The organism is Ruegeria sp. BI7 (assembly GCF_056537925.1).
Map to the genome: position 1 here is coordinate 129,474 of NZ_JBQFSK010000003.1, position 17,514 is coordinate 146,987.

General features: G+C 59.2%; 14 protein-coding genes. 5 read left to right on the forward strand and 9 right to left on the reverse strand.

Going from position 1 to position 17,514, the window contains the following annotated elements; genetic code table 11:
- Nucleotides 1–7: 7 nt before the first annotated feature.
- Nucleotides 8–778 carry a peroxide stress protein YaaA gene (gene yaaA / locus ACR0JB_RS10115; RefSeq protein ID WP_170396665.1) on the forward strand — a complete coding sequence of 257 codons (771 nt, stop codon included), beginning with the start codon at nt 8–10 and terminating at the stop codon, nt 776–778.
- Here the strand turns inward: yaaA and ACR0JB_RS10120 are convergent.
- Together ACR0JB_RS10120 and ACR0JB_RS10125 are read right to left on the reverse strand one after the other, a co-directional pair.
- Nucleotides 769–1,227 carry a VOC family protein gene (locus tag ACR0JB_RS10120; protein WP_170396667.1) on the reverse strand — a complete coding sequence of 153 codons (459 nt, stop codon included), beginning with the start codon at nt 1,225–1,227 and terminating at the stop codon, nt 769–771. The two genes, yaaA and ACR0JB_RS10120, sit on opposite strands and share 10 nt — an antisense overlap.
- A 9-nt stretch (nt 1,228–1,236) precedes the next feature.
- Complete coding sequence (locus tag ACR0JB_RS10125) at nt 1,237–3,438, reverse strand: response regulator (protein WP_170396669.1); 2,202 nt, start codon at nt 3,436–3,438, stop codon at nt 1,237–1,239.
- 117 nt (nt 3,439–3,555) lie between these two features.
- Here ACR0JB_RS10125 and ACR0JB_RS10130 point away from each other — a divergent pair, with 117 nt between their 5' ends.
- On the forward strand, nt 3,556–4,404 hold the full coding sequence (locus tag ACR0JB_RS10130; RefSeq protein WP_170396670.1) for a 2-keto-4-pentenoate hydratase: 849 nt from the start codon (nt 3,556–3,558) through the stop codon (nt 4,402–4,404).
- Here the strand turns inward: ACR0JB_RS10130 and ACR0JB_RS10135 are convergent, their stop codons facing one another.
- Genes ACR0JB_RS10135 through ACR0JB_RS10150 form a run of 4 tightly spaced genes read right to left on the reverse strand, consistent with a single transcriptional unit; the run spans nt 4,405 to nt 11,085 of the window.
- Nucleotides 4,405–6,447 (reverse strand): hypothetical protein, encoded by a 2,043-nt coding sequence (locus ACR0JB_RS10135; protein ID WP_480789895.1) that lies wholly within the window; start codon nt 6,445–6,447, stop codon nt 4,405–4,407.
- On the reverse strand, nt 6,444–9,209 hold the full coding sequence (locus tag ACR0JB_RS10140; RefSeq protein ID WP_480789896.1) for a DUF4159 domain-containing protein: 2,766 nt from the start codon (nt 9,207–9,209) through the stop codon (nt 6,444–6,446). The genes ACR0JB_RS10135 and ACR0JB_RS10140 overlap by 4 nt, the downstream gene beginning before the upstream one ends.
- Nucleotides 9,206–10,081 carry a DUF58 domain-containing protein gene (locus ACR0JB_RS10145; RefSeq protein ID WP_170349704.1) on the reverse strand — a complete coding sequence of 292 codons (876 nt, stop codon included), beginning with the start codon at nt 10,079–10,081 and terminating at the stop codon, nt 9,206–9,208. Before ACR0JB_RS10145 ends, ACR0JB_RS10140 begins: the two co-directional genes overlap by 4 nt.
- The gene (locus tag ACR0JB_RS10150; protein ID WP_170360874.1) at nt 10,078–11,085 is read right to left on the reverse strand and encodes an AAA family ATPase; all 1,008 of its coding nucleotides are present in this window, start codon (nt 11,083–11,085) and stop codon (nt 10,078–10,080) included. Before ACR0JB_RS10150 ends, ACR0JB_RS10145 begins: the two co-directional genes overlap by 4 nt.
- 64 nt (nt 11,086–11,149) lie before the next feature.
- Between ACR0JB_RS10150 and ACR0JB_RS10155 the strand changes: the two genes are divergently transcribed.
- Nucleotides 11,150–11,728: a DUF1285 domain-containing protein gene (locus tag ACR0JB_RS10155; protein ID WP_170396677.1), complete on the forward strand. Its 579-nt coding sequence runs from the start codon at nt 11,150–11,152 to the stop codon at nt 11,726–11,728.
- Here ACR0JB_RS10155 and ACR0JB_RS10160 read toward each other — a convergent pair.
- On the reverse strand, nt 11,725–12,660 hold the full coding sequence (locus tag ACR0JB_RS10160; protein ID WP_170360879.1) for a DMT family transporter: 936 nt from the start codon (nt 12,658–12,660) through the stop codon (nt 11,725–11,727). The genes ACR0JB_RS10155 and ACR0JB_RS10160 overlap by 4 nt on opposite strands.
- A 181-nt stretch (nt 12,661–12,841) precedes the next feature.
- Here ACR0JB_RS10160 and ACR0JB_RS10165 point away from each other — a divergent pair, with 181 nt between their 5' ends.
- The gene (locus ACR0JB_RS10165) at nt 12,842–13,597 is read left to right on the forward strand and encodes a hydroxypyruvate isomerase family protein (RefSeq protein ID WP_170396679.1); all 756 of its coding nucleotides are present in this window, start codon (nt 12,842–12,844) and stop codon (nt 13,595–13,597) included.
- Nucleotides 13,598–13,659: 62 nt separating this feature from the next.
- Entirely contained in the window at nt 13,660–13,890 is a 231-nt protein-coding gene (locus ACR0JB_RS10170; RefSeq protein WP_170396681.1) for a DUF2798 domain-containing protein, read from the forward strand.
- Nucleotides 13,891–13,948: 58 nt separating this feature from the next.
- Here the strand turns inward: ACR0JB_RS10170 and polA are convergent, their stop codons facing one another.
- The gene (polA, locus tag ACR0JB_RS10175) at nt 13,949–16,747 is read right to left on the reverse strand and encodes a DNA polymerase I (protein ID WP_170396683.1); all 2,799 of its coding nucleotides are present in this window, start codon (nt 16,745–16,747) and stop codon (nt 13,949–13,951) included.
- 90 nt (nt 16,748–16,837) lie between these two features.
- A complete protein-coding gene (locus tag ACR0JB_RS10180; RefSeq protein WP_170396686.1) occupies nt 16,838–17,500 on the reverse strand; it encodes a YrbL family protein in 663 nt (220 codons plus the stop codon).
- Nucleotides 17,501–17,514 lie beyond the last annotated feature (14 nt).

The following is a 17,514-nucleotide window of genomic DNA, read 5'->3' on the forward strand; positions in this document are numbered from 1 at the left end:
GGCGGATATGCTGGTAGTGGTTTCCCCGGCCAAGCGGCTGGATTGGGCAGAGCGGGACGTTGAGGTCACGCAACCCGACTTTCAGGACGACGCGATCCGACTGTCGAAAACCGCCCGCAATCTGACACTGGGCGATCTGAAAAAACTGATGGACCTCAGCGACGATCTGGCCCGTCTGAACCGTGACCGGTATCGAGCATTTTCGGACTCGCCGAGCGCTGAATTGACCCGACCTGCAGCGCTGGCCTTTGCTGGGGATACCTATCAGGGGCTGGAAGCGACCTCGCTGGATGCCGAAGAAATGGCCTGGGCACAAGACCATCTGCGTATCCTGTCCGGTCTGTATGGGGTGTTACGCCCGCTGGACGCGATTCAACCCTATCGTCTTGAAATGGGCAGCAAGCTGAAAACCCGGCGCGGCAAAAACCTGTATGAATACTGGCGCGATCAGCTGAGCAAGGCGCTGAACGCACAAGCTGATGAGGTTGGATCGGACATTCTGGTGAATTGTGCCAGTCAGGAGTATTTCGGCGCTGTCGACTTGAAGGCGCTAAAACTGCGGGTGGTCACGCCGGTCTTTATGGAAGACAAGGCCGGCACCCCCAAGATCGTCAGTTTCTTTGCCAAAAAAGCCCGTGGAGCCATGGCGCGCTACATCGTTCAACACCGCCTGACCGATCCCAAAGGTCTGTTGGATTTCGACACTGGCGGTTATGAATACCGCCCGGACCTGTCAGAAGAAGACAAGCCCGTCTTCGTGCGGCCCTATCAGGCCTGATCCAGCATCGATGGGTCGTAAGCAACCAATTCAACTGTGTTGCCCTCGGGGTCTTCGGTGAAAATGCCACGCCATCCGATCCAGCCGAATTTTTCAACGCGGTAGGGCTGACCGATTTTGCCATACCAGCGCATCACGGCCTCTTGTTCGGCAAAGGGCAATGACAGAGCAATATGATGCAGCGATGACCCGGCGCCGGTAGTGGGCTTGTCGGCGCCGGTCGGGTGCAACCCAGACCGCGGGGCGGCCGCATGGTGGAACAAAGCCAACACCTGTGTATGTCCGCCAAACCCTTCGGCGATGCGGAAAAAGGTGATGGCGCTGTTGTGATCACCGCTCAGGCGTTCCAGCCCGATCACATCTTCATAAAACGCCACCATCGCGCCCATATCAGCACAGCGAATGGCAATCTCACCCAAGGCACGAGGCTGAAATCCACGGTCAGTCATAGGCTTACCCTATTCAGCCTGTGCATCTTCGGCAATGACAGGCAAAACACTCTCGGGCTGATGGTCCAATATCATCTGGTGGATTCTCCGCTTTTGCAGCGGTTTGGTCAGATAGTGATCCAATCCGGCCGACAGAATGCCCTGATCATCCCCAGCCATGGCATGCGCCGTCAATGCGACGATCGGCACATGCCGATCCGTGTCAATCTCGCGCCGCCGGATTTCCGCCGTGGCCTGTTTCCCATCCATCTTGGGCATCGAAATATCCATGAAAATCAGGTCCGGGTCGAATTTCTGATGCTGGTCCACGGCTTCCAGCCCATTCGCGGCGAATTGCAGGTCAATATTCAAATCCTTGACCATCTTTTGCAGGATCAACTGATTGGTCCGATTGTCCTCGGCTGCCAAAACACGCATCTGGCGTTCACCCTGCGGCTCTGACGGTGCCTCGGGATCACTTGAAGCAGCTTCAGGCGTGACAGGCAGCCGCCCCAATGTCGTCAAGCGCGAATACAGTTCGGCGCGGGGAATAGGTTTCTGCAAAACCCCGTCAATCAGGTTACGTGCCGGGTTGGCGTGGATGACACCGGGATTGGCCGACATCACCACCACGGGCAAATCCCCCCAGCCCCGGCCTTTCAGCGTGGTCGCCAGTTCCAACCCATCCATGTCCGGCAGGTCGTGATCACACAGCAACAGGTCCACACTGCCATCAACAGCGGCCAGCGCCTCACCCCCCGAGGCGCAAACGGTGACTTTCGATCCCAATCGCCCTAGCTGTTTCGACAGGATGGCACGGTTCACCGCCAGATCCTCGACAACGACCACGTGGCGCAACCGACCAGCCAAATCAGGCGGTGTGGGTTGCGGGCCTTCGATGGTGGGCAACGAGATGCGAAATCCAAAACAGGAGCCCTCCTCAGGTTCGCTTTCCACCCAGACCGACCCGCCCATTAGTGTGATCAGCCGCTTGGTGATCGCCAACCCCAGCCCTGTACCCTCGAATGCGCGGTTTTTTTCATCTTCGACCTGATTGAATTCACCGAAGATGTGCCCGATCTTGTCCTCTTCGATGCCGATACCGGTGTCTTCGATCGCAACGTGAATATCGCATGTGTTCGTGTCTGCATTCGGCACACCAGTGACGCGGATCAACACATGGCCTTCGGAGGTGAACTTGACCGCATTGCCCACCAGATTGGTCAACACCTGCCGCACGCGACCGGGATCGCCCACGAACAAGGTCGGTAGGAACAAATCATAATCGACCAGTAAGGACAGCCCTTTGTCGCGCACGCTGGGTTGCATCAGCATCGCAACCTCAAGAATGCAGCGTTCAAAATCGAACTGTTCAGGGTGCAGGATCAGCTTGTCCGCCTCGATCTTGGAATAATCCAGAACGTCGTTGATGATCACCAACAACGCCTCGCCCGAGTTGCGGATGGTGTTGAGATAGAGCCGCTGTTCCTCGTCCAGCGGGGTTTCCGACATCAACTCGGTCATGCCGACAATGCCGTTCATCGGGGTTCTGATTTCATGGCTCATATTGGCCAGAAAGGCAGATTTGGCCCGGTTTGCGGCCTCGGCCCGTTCGCGGGCGGCCTTCAACTCAGCCTCATCCCGAACCGAGGCGGTGATATTCAGGCCCAAACTGACCACGTCACCGCCATTGCCGCGCTGGTCGATCATCTTGAAATATTCACCATTCCACAGCTTGATCACCACCGCTTCCGGCTGGGGTTGTGCCCAGCGGTTCAGCATTCTGGCCTGCCAATCGGTCGGAGATTCCGCGCCAATATCGATCAGCCCTTCATCGGTCAAAATCTCAAGGATACGCGCATAGGAAATACCCGGCGACACTTCATCCAACCCATCAAACAGGCTGAGATAAGTCCCATTGGCCCCAATCATGCGGCACTGATCATCGAAAAAGGCAAATCCGTCCTGAATGGTCTGCATCGAATGCCACAAGCGGCGCTCGGCCACTTCGATCTTGGCATTGGCTTCGGTCAGGTCGGATTTGACCTTTTCGTTTTCATCCCGAACCGTTTCGACCTCGGCCTGGGTTTCACCGATGCGTTTGGTCAGGGCCATCGCATGCAAACCGAGCTTGCGATTGGCGGCTGACAATTCGACCTGCTTCATTTCCAACAGCCGCTCGGCCGCCAGCCGCGCACGCCGTTCCTGTGCCAGTTTGGTTGCTAGACTCATCGTTTCTGATCCCAGGTAACTTGCGCCCAGCATCCCGACAGAGCGTGAAAAAGTGTTTAAGCCGTTGCCCGAACACGGACCATCGTGCCAGAGTTTTCGAAAACCCGGAGGTCTGCCATGCCGCGAAAAACATACTTGCCAATACTCTGCGCCATCACGCTGGGTTCTCATGCGGTGGCGGATTGCGCCACAGAAGCGCAGATTGACCAATATGTGCAGGACTATCTGACCAACACACCGACGACGGCCCTTTCTGCGGATGGCAGCATGGAAGACGCGTTGTGTACACAGGCCAAGATAGTCAGTGTGTTAGAGCCACATTTGGGGCCGATCATCGGCTATAAGGCAGGCCTGACCAGCGCCCCCGCGCAAGAGCGGTTCGGCGCATCTGAACCGGTTCAGGGCGTTCTGTACCGCGATATGATGCTGGACGACGGGGCCACTGTACCCGCCACATGGGGTGCGCGTCCGGTTTTTGAGGCCGATTTGGTGCTGGTTGTCGGCGACGCTGGCATCAATCAGGCGACTGCCCCGGTCGAAGTTCTTGCCCATATCTCAGCCATCCGCCCCTTTATCGAGCTGCCGGATCTTACCCTGGCCGAGGGGGAGCCAATCACGCCGGTTACCCTAACCGCCATTGGGGTTGCCCCGAAACTCGGCGTGTTAGGCTCTGAAATTCCCGTATCCGATCCTACAGCGATGACGCAGGCGTTGCAGGATATGACGGTCACACTCCGCGCCGCGGATGGAGAGGTACTGGCGCAAGCCCCAGGGGCGGCCGTTTTGGGGCACCCGGCAAATGCGGCCCTATGGCTGATGTCGAAAGGTATCGAGTTTCAAGCCGGCGACCTGATTTCCGTCGGGTCTTTCGGCCCGCTTGTGCCGCCTGCAAAGGGCAAAGGCGGGGCGTCCGTCACCTATGCGGGTCTGCCCGGTGATCCCACGGTCAGCGTGGTGTTCGAGTAATCAACGTCGCCCTTCGCGCAACCATCCGGCCAGCAAGAAGCCACCGGCCAGCACCAGCACCAGCCAGGGCGGTAAAAGCCCGGCCTGTGTGACATCGCGCGTCTCATAGGCTTCTCGCGGGGTCAGGCCGATCCATCCGCGCCCAGCAGCTGGACGCCCGGCGCGGACATTGCGGATAGACGGCAACCCGTCTTCCAGTCGGATTGTACCCCCGCGCAGTTCGGCCAGTACGGGTTTCAGCACCTCATCAGTGGCGATGGTGCGCTCAAACTCTTTCGGCGCAGCGGGGCCCAGCCCGATCACTGCCATCTGGTCACCTTCCTGAAGACGGTAGAGGCCAATCTCGGGTCCAAAATAGGTCGCCTCAAACCGCCCAGGGGAGACCTCATCGAGCGTTATTTCAAGCGTTTCGCCATCGGGGCGGGTGATGGTCACCGGTCCGACCTCATCCTCCAATGTCTGACGGACGATACGCATGACCTGCCCGTTGGCTTCGGCCCATAAGGCTTCTTCCTCAAGCTCGGGTTCTTTCATCATCCAATGGGCCAGACGGCGCAACAGTTCCAATTGCGGCCCGCCGCCCTCAAAACCCCGGCTCCACAACCAGGCATGGTCCGACGCCAAGAGCGCCACGCGCCCTTCGCCCACGCGGTCCAGCACCAGCAGGGGCCGCTCATCCACACCGGTCATCAACAGCTCACCCGTGCGGTGGTTGACGTCGATCTGGCGCAGCCATGCGCCCCAATCCTCGGAATCCCCCAGATCTGTCGTCACCGGGTGGCGATGGCCCAGATCGGTCACCATGGGCACGAAACGTTCCTCGATCACTCGGGCAGTGGGTTGTGCCGGCAGAATCGGCGCCAAAGGTGAACGGAAGATGCTGTCGGCGCTGGCAAAATCCGGCCCCGCCGCAATCAAAACAGCGCCGCCTTCGTTGATATAATTGGTGACATTGTCCAGATAGATCGCGGGCAGGATGCCGCGCCGTTTGTAGCGATCAAAGATGATCAGGTCGAAATCGTTGATCTTTTCCAGAAACAGCTCGCGCGTTGGGAAAGCGATCAAGGACAACTCGTCCACCGGCACGCCATCCTGTTTCTCGGGCGGGCGCAAGATGGTGAAATGCACCAAATCGACCGAACTGTCGGATTTCAACAGATTGCGCCAGGTCCGCCCACCCGGATGCGGCTCACCCGAAACCAGCAGCACGCGCAACCGGTCACGCACCCCGTTCATCTGGATCAACGCGGTGTTGTTGCGGTCGGTCAATTCGCCCTCTGCCTGAGGCACAGTGAACTGGATGACATTGCGCCCACCATGCGGCAGAGCGATGGGCAATTCGACATCGACGCCGATGGGAATGGTGAATTGTTCCGGCTCGGCCCCATCTACTGATATCTCAAGCGGCGCAGTGGTCGCCCCGGTAGGCGCAGCACCGCTGTCTTCCACGCGCAAGGTCAGGGTGACAGGTTCACCGATAATGGCAAAGGCGGGGGCATTGCGGACGATCAGGCGGCGATCCCAGTCGCTTTCACGTCCGGTTTGCAGCAAGTGCATCGGCGCGGGCAGGTCGGGGGCCTGCTCGACATCATGCACCAGACCGTCTGAAACCACCAGAATACCCGCAATCCGTGCGCGCGGCTCTTCGGCCAGTGCGGCGCTCAACGCGGCCATAACCTGCGTGCCTTCGTCCCCATCTCCGTCGGCGACCTTGATCCGGCGCAGCTCGGTATTGTCACGGGCTTCGATTTCAGCAGCCAAACCCTCGGCCGCCTGTGCGGTTTGGTCGGCGCGATCCGAAAGGGCCTGACTGGCGCTTTCATCCTCGATCATCAGCACGATATCAGTCAGTGGCGCACGGTCTTCGACCTGATAGACCGGACCCGCCAAGGCCGCGATCACCACCAGCGCCGCCAACCCGCGCAAGGCCCAACCAGACAGGCCGCGCCAAAGGGCCAGCAGAACCCCTGTGACCGCAATCGCGGCGACAATGGCCAGTACTGGCCACGGGATCAGCGGATCAAAGATGACTGTTCCGGTCATTGTCCCAACCTGTCCAAAAGCGCAGGCACGTGTACCTGATCCGATTTGTAATTCCCGGTCAGCACATGCATCACCAGATTGACCCCAAAGCGATTGGCCAGTTCACGCTGACGTTCCCCGGCATAACCACGCCCGACTGGCAACAGCGCCTGTCCGTTGCGGTCAATTGCCCAAGCCCCGGCCCAGTCATTGCCGCCAATCACCACCGGGGTCACGTTGTCGTTGAGATTGCGAAATGGCATGCCCTCGATCTGCTCGGCATCCACCGGGGCGGCCTCGACCCAGATTTCTGTACCAGCGTAGCGACCCGGGAAATCCTGCAGCAGGTAAAAGGCACGAGTCAGCACATGATCACCTGGAACAGGCTCTAACGCAGGAATATTAAGCGGAGCCGCCAGTTGTTGCAGTTTGCGCCCATTGGGGCTCGAGGCCCCAAAGCGCGCGATATCCGCATCACGTGTGTCGAACAGGATCATGCCACCCGATCGCAAATAAGCGTTCAGTTTAACATAGGCCTCAGCCGAAGGCTGCGGCTGATCCGGAGTAATCGGCCAATACAGCAGCGGGAAAAACGCCAGTTCATCGCGCTCAAGATCCACCCCAAAGGGCTCGGCAGGTTCAACTGATGTGCGATAGAACAACGTTTGCGACAAGCCACGCAGACCAGCACCTGCCACATCGTCAACCTGCGCATTTCCGGTCAGCACATGGGCCAGCACCAGCTCATGCGTGGCATTCAGTGCGAATTCTGTATCCTCGGGCGTCTGCGCCTGCGCCTCGGGCACCAACAGCATGGCACCCAGCGCAACCGCCGCCGCTTTGGCCAGACCAAGGCGGCCAGACAAGGCCAATGAGGCGATCACATCAATCGTCAGCAATAGCAGAGCGAGGCTGAGCAGGATGCCCCCGACAGGTGTCTCAGAATTCACCTCCTGCCCTTTGATCGGTACATCCGAAGGCCAGATTGCCGGGCTAATCACTGCCTCTTCTGTCAGAACATTCAAGGCCAGCTTCTGTTTGCCGCTTTCATAAAGGCCGGGCTGCAAATCGGGGCCGATTGTGCCCGAGATCAGCTCGACCCCGTCCACGCCAGCCAGATTGCCCGCATCGGACAGGGCGCCAAAGCCGTCCATCACTTGCAACGGCTCCCACGTGGTACCCTGTAGCTGCGAATCCTGCCGGGATTTCGCAGCCGAGGCCACGGCTAGACGGTCCAACATCTCAACAAACAGTCCCGAAAGCGGCAGGCTGGACCATTCTGCATCCGCCGTCACATGGAACAGAACCACCTGGCCCAAGCCCAGCGCCTTGCGTGTGACCAGGGGCGTGCCGTCGGACAGCGACGCAATCACCCGATCCGCCAAGTTAGGGTCTGGTTGCGCCATGACCTGTGTTGTGACCGTAACATCGCCGGGCACCTGCAAGCCGTAGAAAGGCGAGTTTTCCGGGAAGGGTGCCAGCCCCTTGGCCTCACCCCAGCTCATCGCGCCACCGACCGAGCGACCGCCGCTGCGGAGACGTACCGGCAGCAATATATCTTCGGAATCGCGGCCCAGGTCGCTGGCGGCCATGCGTGGACCGGCAAAGCGCAGCAATAATCCGCCCTGTTCGACCCATTCCACCAATGCCGTCTGCTCCCCGGGCGAAAGTTTGGCCACATCGGCCAGAACGATGGCATCAGGATTGGCAGGTAAAACTTCCGGCAACCCTCCATCCACGAAATCCGCAGTGGGGCTCAGGACCTGGGTCAGGTAGTGCAGCGGTGAGAGCAGTTCCAACCCTTCACGGTTCAACGTTCCGGCGATCAGGGCGACCTCGCGTCGGCGAAGGCTGTCATCCGTTAGCGTTACCGCACCGGCCGAACGCTGCCCCTGAATCTCGAACCTTGTGATCCGTCCCCGCAATTCGGATGGCAGGGCAAGCTCCACCTGCGCCGTTGTTTCATTTTCTTCGAAAACGGCATCAGCGCTATGTAGAATGCGCATGACACCCGCCGGGTCGCGGCCCTGAGCCACAAGCGTGACAGCCGTCGCCGGCCCGGGTTCAGATCGTCTTGCAGTCAGTTGAATAACCCCATCCTGATACACTGCCGGAACCATCGCCAGCACCGGGGCGGCAGTTTGATACACCGTCACGTCACCACGCGATTGCAAAGTGTCCAGAATTCGGGCGCTGTTCGGGTAAGCCAGCTTGTCGCTGAACCAGAATGTGTCAAAGTCCTCTTCGATCTGATCCAGCACGTCAATTGCCTGCGTGATCTGGGTTTCGCTTGGTTGCCACGGCACCGGAACCATCCCCGGCAACCGCCCGCGCCAGGCCTCTGCCGCCTGAAAGACAGGGGTTTCCGGCTCTGTAAGGCGCAAAATGGATACCGGACGGCCCGCGCGTCCGGCCTCAACCAACTGGGCGTCAATTTGCTCCAGCGTTGCTGGCCATCCCGTAGCCCCGGCCCAGCTTGCATCCAACACCAAAAGCAACGGGCCGGACCCGGCCTGAATACGTGACGGGTTCAATACCGGTCCGGCTAATCCGATGATGATCGCGGCAACTGCCAACATCCGCAGCAAAAGCAACCACCATGGGGTACGGTCCGAAACGCTTTCCTTGTCCTTCTGTCCCAAAAGCAATGTGACCGCGGGAAACAAGCGGCGGATCGGTGCAGGTGGAACCGCGCGCAGAATCAGCCACAGGATCGGCAGGGCCAGCAGGCTCAGCAATACCCAAGGGGATGTGAAGCTGATCACTGACAGAAATGCCGTCATCGCAAGCTCCCGTCCAAAGCGCGGTACAACCACAGCAGCGCCGCCTGTGCGCTGTCTTCGGTGTGGTGCAGGCCATATTGCCAATTTGTCGCCCGGCACAATTGCTGTAGCGCTTCCTTACGCTCCGCCAGCCGCTCAAGGTACCGGCCACGCAAAGCACCAGCTTTCAGTGTCTCGTGTTTCAGGGTTCGTCCGACACTCTCGAACACGGTGCGGCCGTGATAGGGAAAAGATTCCTCGCTCGGATCCAGAACATGCATCAAAACGCCCCGTACACCACGGTCGGCAGCTTTGGTCAGGGCCAGCTCCACCTCGCTCATCGGGCCCAGAAAGTCCGATATGAACACGGCACGCGCGCGCGGGATCATGGCGCGATGCTCGGGCGAGGCGTAATCGTCCTGCACATCGCCTGACCAGGCCTGCGCCAGTCGGATGATTTGCGCGTTTCCGCGCCGGGGCGGCAGCGTGGTGCCGGTTAGGCCCACGCGCTCTCCACCGCGTACCAGCAGGATCGAGATTGCCAAACCCAGCAAACGGGCCCTGTCACCTTTCGTGGGAAGGTTCTTGTTGGACGCAAACCGCATCGAGGCACCCTGATCCACCCACAGCATCACCGATTGCGCGATTTGCCACTCCCGTTCACGCACAAACTGCTGATCCCCGCGGGCCGAGCGCCTGTGATCGATCATCCGACGGCTGTCACCGATCTGCGCCGGGCGGTATTGCCAGAAATCGTCACCAAGGCCCGAGCGCCTGCGTCCATGATCGCCCAGCAACACGGTTCCGGCCAGATGTTCGGCGCGTGCCAACAGCGGCGGTAGCCGGGATGCCTCGGCCTCGGATCTTTCCCGCAGGGTCAGCGCGGCATTCACGCCGCGGCCTCGGTACGGATTAACCCGGCGGCCGTCGAGTCGATCAGCTCAGCCAGACTATCACCACGCGCGCGCGCCGCGAAGTTCAGCGCCATCCGGTGGCTGAGCACCGGGCGGGCCATGTCCAGGACATCTTCGGCATTTGGCGCCAACCGCCCCTGCAACATCGCGCGGGCCCGCACCGTCATCATCAGCGCCTGCGCCGCACGGGGACCTGGACCCCAGGCAACTGTTTCTGCGACGCGCTCGGACGCACCTGCCTCTTCTGGGCGGAACGCACGAACCAGATCAAGAATCAACTCCACAACCGACTCTCCCACCGGCATGCGGCGCAGCAAAACCTGCGCGGCCAGCAGTTCATCTTTGGTGAAAATCTGATGGGCTTCGTCTTCTTCGACCCCTGTGGTTGCAAGCAAAATGTCTCGTTCGGTCTGGCGGTCAGGATATTCAACATCGACCTGAACAAGGAACCGGTCCAGCTGCGCCTCAGGCAGGGGATAGGTGCCTTCCTGTTCAATCGGGTTTTGCGTGGCGAGAACGTGGAACGGCTCGCCCAGCGAGCGATCTTCGCCCGCCACGGTTACGGTGCGTTCCTGCATTGCCTGTAGCAGAGCCGACTGAGTCCGCGGGCTGGCGCGGTTGATCTCATCCGCCATCAGCAACTGACAGAAGATCGGGCCAGAGATGAAGCGGAAGTGGCGGGTGCCGTCATCGGCGGTGTCCAGAACCTCGGACCCCAGAATATCGGCAGGCATTAGATCGGGCGTGAACTGGATACGATTGCCATGCAGGCCCATCACCGTCGACAAGGTTTCAACCAATCGCGTCTTACCCAGCCCCGGCAAGCCGATCAACAAAGCGTGACCGCCGCACAACAGCGCAGTCAGGGTCAGGTCAACGACCCGTTCCTGTCCGATAAAGCGACGGGTGATCGAGGCCTTGGCCTCTTGCAGCTTGTTTTCCAGCGCTTCGATCTCGGACACGAGGTCGGCAGGTTCGCTCATGACTTTCCCTTCCGTGGACTATTATGATTGAAGTGTATCGCGCTGAGAGGAAATGGCAAAAGCAATGAGCGGACAAAAACCTGTGACCCCTTCACCTGATGGTCTGGCAGCATCAGTCAAAGCAACCAAATCCAAGGGTTTGCCGCCTGTTCACCTGTGGAATCCTCCGTTTTCCGGCGATCTGGACATCAAGATCGCAAAAGATGGCACCTGGAGTTATTTAGGGTCGCCCATCAACCGGTTCGAGCTTGTGAAGCTTTTTTCCTCAATTCTTAAGAAAGAAGACGGGAAGTATTACCTGGTAACCCCGGTGGAAAAGGTTGGAATCACCGTCGAGGATGCGCCCTTTGTGGCCGTCGATTTCGATATCGAAGGGGAAGGTGACGGGCAGAGCGTGACTTTTAGCACGCATGTCGGTGACCGCGCTGTGGCGGGGCCGGATCATCCCATCCGCATTGTCATCGACGAGGAAACAGAAGAGCCGTCGCCCTATGTATTGGTGCGCACAAACCTTGAGGCGCGGATTGATCGTAAAAGCTTTTACCGCCTTGTGGACCTTGCCCAGCATCAGGATGGCTGGTTCGGCGTTCGGTCGGGGGGGCGGTTTTTTCCTTTGATTCCGTCCGAGGACCTGCCGGATTAAGCCCGTCGCGGGACCCGGCGATCCTGCGCCAGAACCACAGCGACAGCGACGATGCTCGCGCCCAGCGCGCGGGTCCAATTCCACTCTTCGCCCAATACCAACATGATCAGCATCACATAGAAGGGTGCGATGTTGATATGAAACGAGGCCAATGCCACGCCCAGCTTGCCCACCGACGCGATGAACAGCACCTGACTCAGCCCCAGCGAAACCAGCGCATAGATGACCAGCATCCCCATCTGCTGCACATCAATCGGTGCCGAGGGCAGGATATCCATGCCAGCCTGACCCGCCGCAAAGAACAGGAATGCAGCCACGATCAGCCCCCCAACCAAGGTAATCGTGCTGCGCCCGGTCTGGCTGAGTTCGGGGAAATCCCGCGCTGTCGCCATGCTGGCCCAACAAAACAGCCCGGTTGACAGGATGGCACAGCCCGCACCCAACCCCAGCTGCGCCGGAGCTACCGCACTGGTGGCGATCAGCCCGCCGACGATCGACACGACCAGACCTACCGCAAAGTTCCACCGCAACCGCCGTGTGCCGGTCGCCAGTTCCAACAGCGTCGCGAACAAAGGCGCGCAAGAGGCGATGATGGCCACTGTCACCGGGTCGGTCAGTTTTTGCGCCACAATGATCAGGAACATGCCAGCGCCCAGCGTCCCGCCAACAAACAACGCATGTCCCCAACGGGCGCGCAATACGCGTGACGGCCCGTCAATCAGCAACCAGACCGGAACCAGAAACGCCACCGCCAATACCAGTCGTGCGGCAAACAGGGCCACCGGAGGCCAGCTTTGCAACAGCACCTCGGCGGCCGGAAATCCCGCCGCCCAAGTCAGCATGGATGCAACCGCCAGACCATTGCCAGACACCGCGGATGTCCGTCCGCCAGACACAGTAAGGGCGTTCCCGCGCACGGGGTCAGGGCTCATTACCATCGTGTTCAAACCTTCTGTTGGCACGGCGCGCAAAAATGATTCGCCGCGTTGCCCCAAAAGTCTCTGATTTGATCCAGGCGATCTGGCCGATTTTCGACAATCTGTCGTTTTTGATCCCCTTCCCCAAAAATCGCCGTCCCGTTAAGGTCCGGCCAACAACTGCCCGAGACCGCCCATGCCCAAATTTGCCGCCAATATCTCACTGCTCTTTGCCGAGCTTCCGTATCTGGAGCGTTTCCAGGCGGCGGCCGAGGCCGGATTCAAAGCGGTCGAAATTCTGTTTCCTTATGAACTGGCTGCAAAGGAAACACGCCGCGCCCTGCTGGCAAATGGACTGGAACTTGTTCTGATCAACGCGCCGCCGCCCAATTACACCGGGGGTGAGCCCGGCTATGCCGCAGTTCCGGGCGGCGAGGCGCGGTTTCAATCCGATATCCGCCGTGTCTTGCGCTATGCCGAGATCCTGCGACCAGGGCTGATCCACATCATGTCAGGTTATGCCACGGGTTCGGACGCGCAGGACTGTTTCGTGCGCAACCTGCAATGGGCCGCCGATTTTGCCCCGCAACAGCAGTTCACGATCGAACCGCTGAATCCGGTTTCCCAGCCCGGGTACTTTCTGAACGATTACGATCTGGCAATGCAGGTGCTGGACCATGTGAACCGCCCCAATGTCGGCCTGCAATATGACAGCTTTCATGCTCATATGATCCACGATGACGCGGAAACTGTCTGGAATCGCTTTCACCCGCGGATCGTTCACGCCCAGATCGGCGCCGCCCCCGACCGCTGTGAACCGGGGCGCGGACCGACAGATTTCCAACGTCTGTTCGAAGCGATGGACGCAACGGGTTATTCCGGCTGGGTCAGCGCCGAATATATTGCCTCCACGTCACGAACAACGGACAGCCTTGACTGGATGCGAGGCTAGCTCTGGCGTTTTGACGGAAAATACAGCACATCAGGGGAAACAAGACCATCAGGATGCCCGCAATGATCCCCGCCCGCTTTTCCCGCGCCTTGTTCAGCCTGATCATGTCGGGCCTCATGTCCTGCCTGGTGACCGGGATCGCGACGGTAAAAGCCATTGGGTTTGGCCCCAACACCGTCAGCGACTGGATAGCGTCCTGGGCCTTTTGCTGGCCCATCGCCTTCACCGTCATCCTGCTGCTTGGCCCATCCGTGCAACGGTTCGTCAACCGCCTGGTCAGGCCACAGGACTGACCCGCTGTGAAGAGGGCCCGCCGGGCCTGATGAACTGCGCCGCCCTTGTTTTTAGCAGCTAGTGCGCCTCGGCCCAGTTGGCCCCTTGCCCCGCGTCCACGCTCAGCGTTACATCCAACTTCACCGCCGGATCCGAGGCGCCTTCCATCACGTCGCGCGCCACGTCGATCACCTGATCCACCGCGTCCTCAGCCACTTCGAACAGCAATTCGTCATGCACCTGCAACAGCATCTTTGCGGGTAACGCATTGATCGCATCCGGCATTCGCACCATTGCACGGCGGATCACATCTGCTGCTGTACCTTGGATCGGCGCATTGATTGCCGCCCGGCGCGAAAACCCAGCATGTGGGCCCTTGGCATTGATTTCGGGCGTATGGATTTTGCGCCCAAACAGCGTCTGCACGTAACCATGCTCTTTGGCAAAGGCGACGGTGTCGTCCATGTAGCGGCGAATACCGGGGAACCGCTCGAAATAACGGTCGATGAAACCCTGCGCCTCGGCTCGTGGGATGCGCAGGTTGCGCGCCAGTCCAAAACCCGAGATGCCATAGATCACACCAAAGTTGATCGCCTTGGCCTGACGGCGGATATCCGGCGTCATCTCGTCCAGCGGCACATCAAACATCTCGGACGCGGTCATAGCGTGAATGTCCAAACCATCTGAAAACGCTTTTTTCAGAGCCGAAATATCGGCGATATGCGCCAGAATCCGCAATTCGATCTGGCTATAGTCAAGACTGACCAACACATTGCCAGGCTCAGCAATGAATGCCTCGCGAATACGGCGGCCCTCTTCCGTGCGCACCGGGATGTTTTGCAGGTTGGGATCGGTCGAGGCCAAACGCCCCGTGTTCGCTCCTGTAATCGAATAAGACGTATGCACCCGTCCTGTATCAGGGTTGATATGAGTTTGCAGCGCGTCCGTGTAGGTCGATTTCAGCTTGCTGAGCTGACGCCAGTCCAACACACGACGCGGCAATTCATGCTCGGTTGCCAGATCTTCCAGGATATCGGCCCCGGTCGAATATTTACCGGTCTTGCCCTTCTTGCCCCCCTCAAGACCCATCTTGTCGAACAGGATCTCACCCAGCTGCGCAGGTGAGCCGACATTAAAGTTCTCACCGGCCAGTTCGTGAATTTCAGCCTCTAACCCGGCCATTTTCTGTGCGAATGCGTTGGACATGCGGCTCAGCACATCGCGGTCGACCTTGATGCCATGCATCTCCATCTCGGCCAGAACTGGCACCAGTGGGCGTTCGAGCGTCTCGTATACCTTCGTCACCTGCACCTGATGCAGCTGCGGCTTGAACAGCTTCCACAGGCGCAGTGTAATATCCGCATCCTCGGCAGCGTAAGCCGTAGCTTCATCAATCGGAACCTTGTCGAAGGTGATCGCCGACTTGCCCGAGCCCAGCAATGGTTTGATCGGGATCGGCGTGTGGCTCAGATACCGTTCGGACAGGGTATCCATACCATGTCCGTGCTCGCCCCCATGCATCGCATAGGACATCAGCATAGTGTCATCGATCGGGGCCACGTCGACGCCATACCGTTTGAATATCTTGGCATCGTATTTCATGTTCTGGCCGATTTTCAGGATCGATGGATCCTCAAACATCGGTTTCAGCAGGGTCAGAGCCTCATCCAACGGCATTTGCCCATCGGCCAGCGCATCCGATCCGAACAGATCATCCGTTGCACTTTCGCGATGAATCAGCGGCACATAGCAAGCTTCACCCGCCTCAACGCACAGTGAGATACCCACCAGCTCAGCGATCATTTCATTCAGCCCGGTGGTTTCGGTATCGACCGCGATCCAGCCACGCTCATATGCCTGATCAATCCACTTTTGCAGCGCCCCGGCATCGCGTACGCATTCGTATTTCGACGCATCAAAGGGGACGGCCTCAGCCTCGGCCTCTTCGACCGCAGGTGTGGGCGCATCAGCGATTACCGGGGCCTCGGCCCCCAACTTGTCGGCGATGCGCTTGGTCAGGGTGCGGAACTCCATCTCGGCCAGAAAACCCAGCAGAGTGTCCGGTTCGGGGTCTTTCACCTCAAGATCATCAAGGGTGAAATCCAGCGGCGTCTGTTCGTCCAACTGCACCAACTTTTTCGACAGCTCGATCTGATCGCGCTTTTCGATCAGCGTCTGACGGCGCTTAGGCTGTTTGATCTCTTCGGCACGGTCTAACAGGGTTTCCAGATCGCCATATTCGTTGATCAGCAGCGCCGCAGTCTTAATCCCGATCCCCGGCGCACCCGGCACGTTATCGACGCTGTCACCTGCCAGCGCCTGCACGTCGACCACCCGTTCCGGCCCAACACCGAACTTTTCGAACACCCCATCGCGGTCGATGCGCTTGTTCTTCATTGCGTCCAGCATTTCCACGCCGCCGCCGACCAACTGCATCAGATCCTTGTCCGAGCTAACGATTGTCACCCGTCCGCCGGCATCGCGCGCCTGCACGGCGAGGGTCGCGATGATGTCGTCGGCTTCATAGCCCTCCAACTCTTTGCAAGCGATGTTGAACGCCTGCGTCGCCTCGCGCGTCAGCGGCATCTGCGGGCGCAGATCTTCGGGCATCGCCTCGCGGTTGGCTTTGTACTGGTCATACAGGTCATTGCGGAAGGTGTGCGATCCCTTGTCGAAAATCACTGCCACATGGGTCGGCGCGTCCGGCCCGGCATTTCCTTCGACATATTTCTGCAGCATGTTGCAGAACCCGGACACAGCGCCAATCGGCAACCCGTCGGATTTCCGCGTCAGTGGGGGCAGCGCGTGATAGGCCCGAAAAATAAAAGCTGATCCGTCGATCAGATGCAGATGGCATCCTTTTCCGAAATTGCTCATGTACGCGCTCCGTTCTGGTTGGGAACGGTTCTGCCACAGGGTTGTGCAGGTGACCAGCGCAGAAGACAAACAAACTGCGGATCCGCTTGCTTAGCCGAGGTTGAATACCCTGCGCGCCTTATCCCAGACCAGCCCTGTACGATCTGCGATTTGCTGCATCTGCTTGTTTAGGGACCGATCATTCAAACGACGACTCAGTGACCGCAAGGGAACAAGGTTACGCTCACCATACCCATCGATCAGAAAAAACATCCGGGTCTGACCGCGCAACCCGTAGACGATGTTTTCCGCATGGATGTCACGGCCCACAATCTGCAGTTCGAACAACTTTTCCACAAAACGGTTGAGGTCACCCAGCATCTGATCGCTCAGCCCCTGCTGTCGGCACATCGACAAAAGATGGTTCGCAAGCTGGCCATCGCTGGATTGAATCCGTTCAACCACAACCCCCGGCCCGACATCTGTCTGCACAACGCCGAACGACCGTGCCAATGGCAGCTGCGCGATTTCCTCACCGCTTTTCAGCGCGGCTTTCATCTCACATTCGATCTCTTTCAAGGCGTTGCGAAAGGCGGTGTCCGGCAATATCCGCCGCACCAACCGTTTAGAGAACGAGCGGTTCCGGCGTGTACGGGGCCGTGTCACCTTGATCAAAAGCGCGGGCTGATCCGGGTAGGCATACACATTTCTGTGGCCGCCTTTGGCCAGTGGCTCCTGATCCGATAGCCGCAAAAGCTGCACTGCATATGGCATCCGGCCTCCGTTTC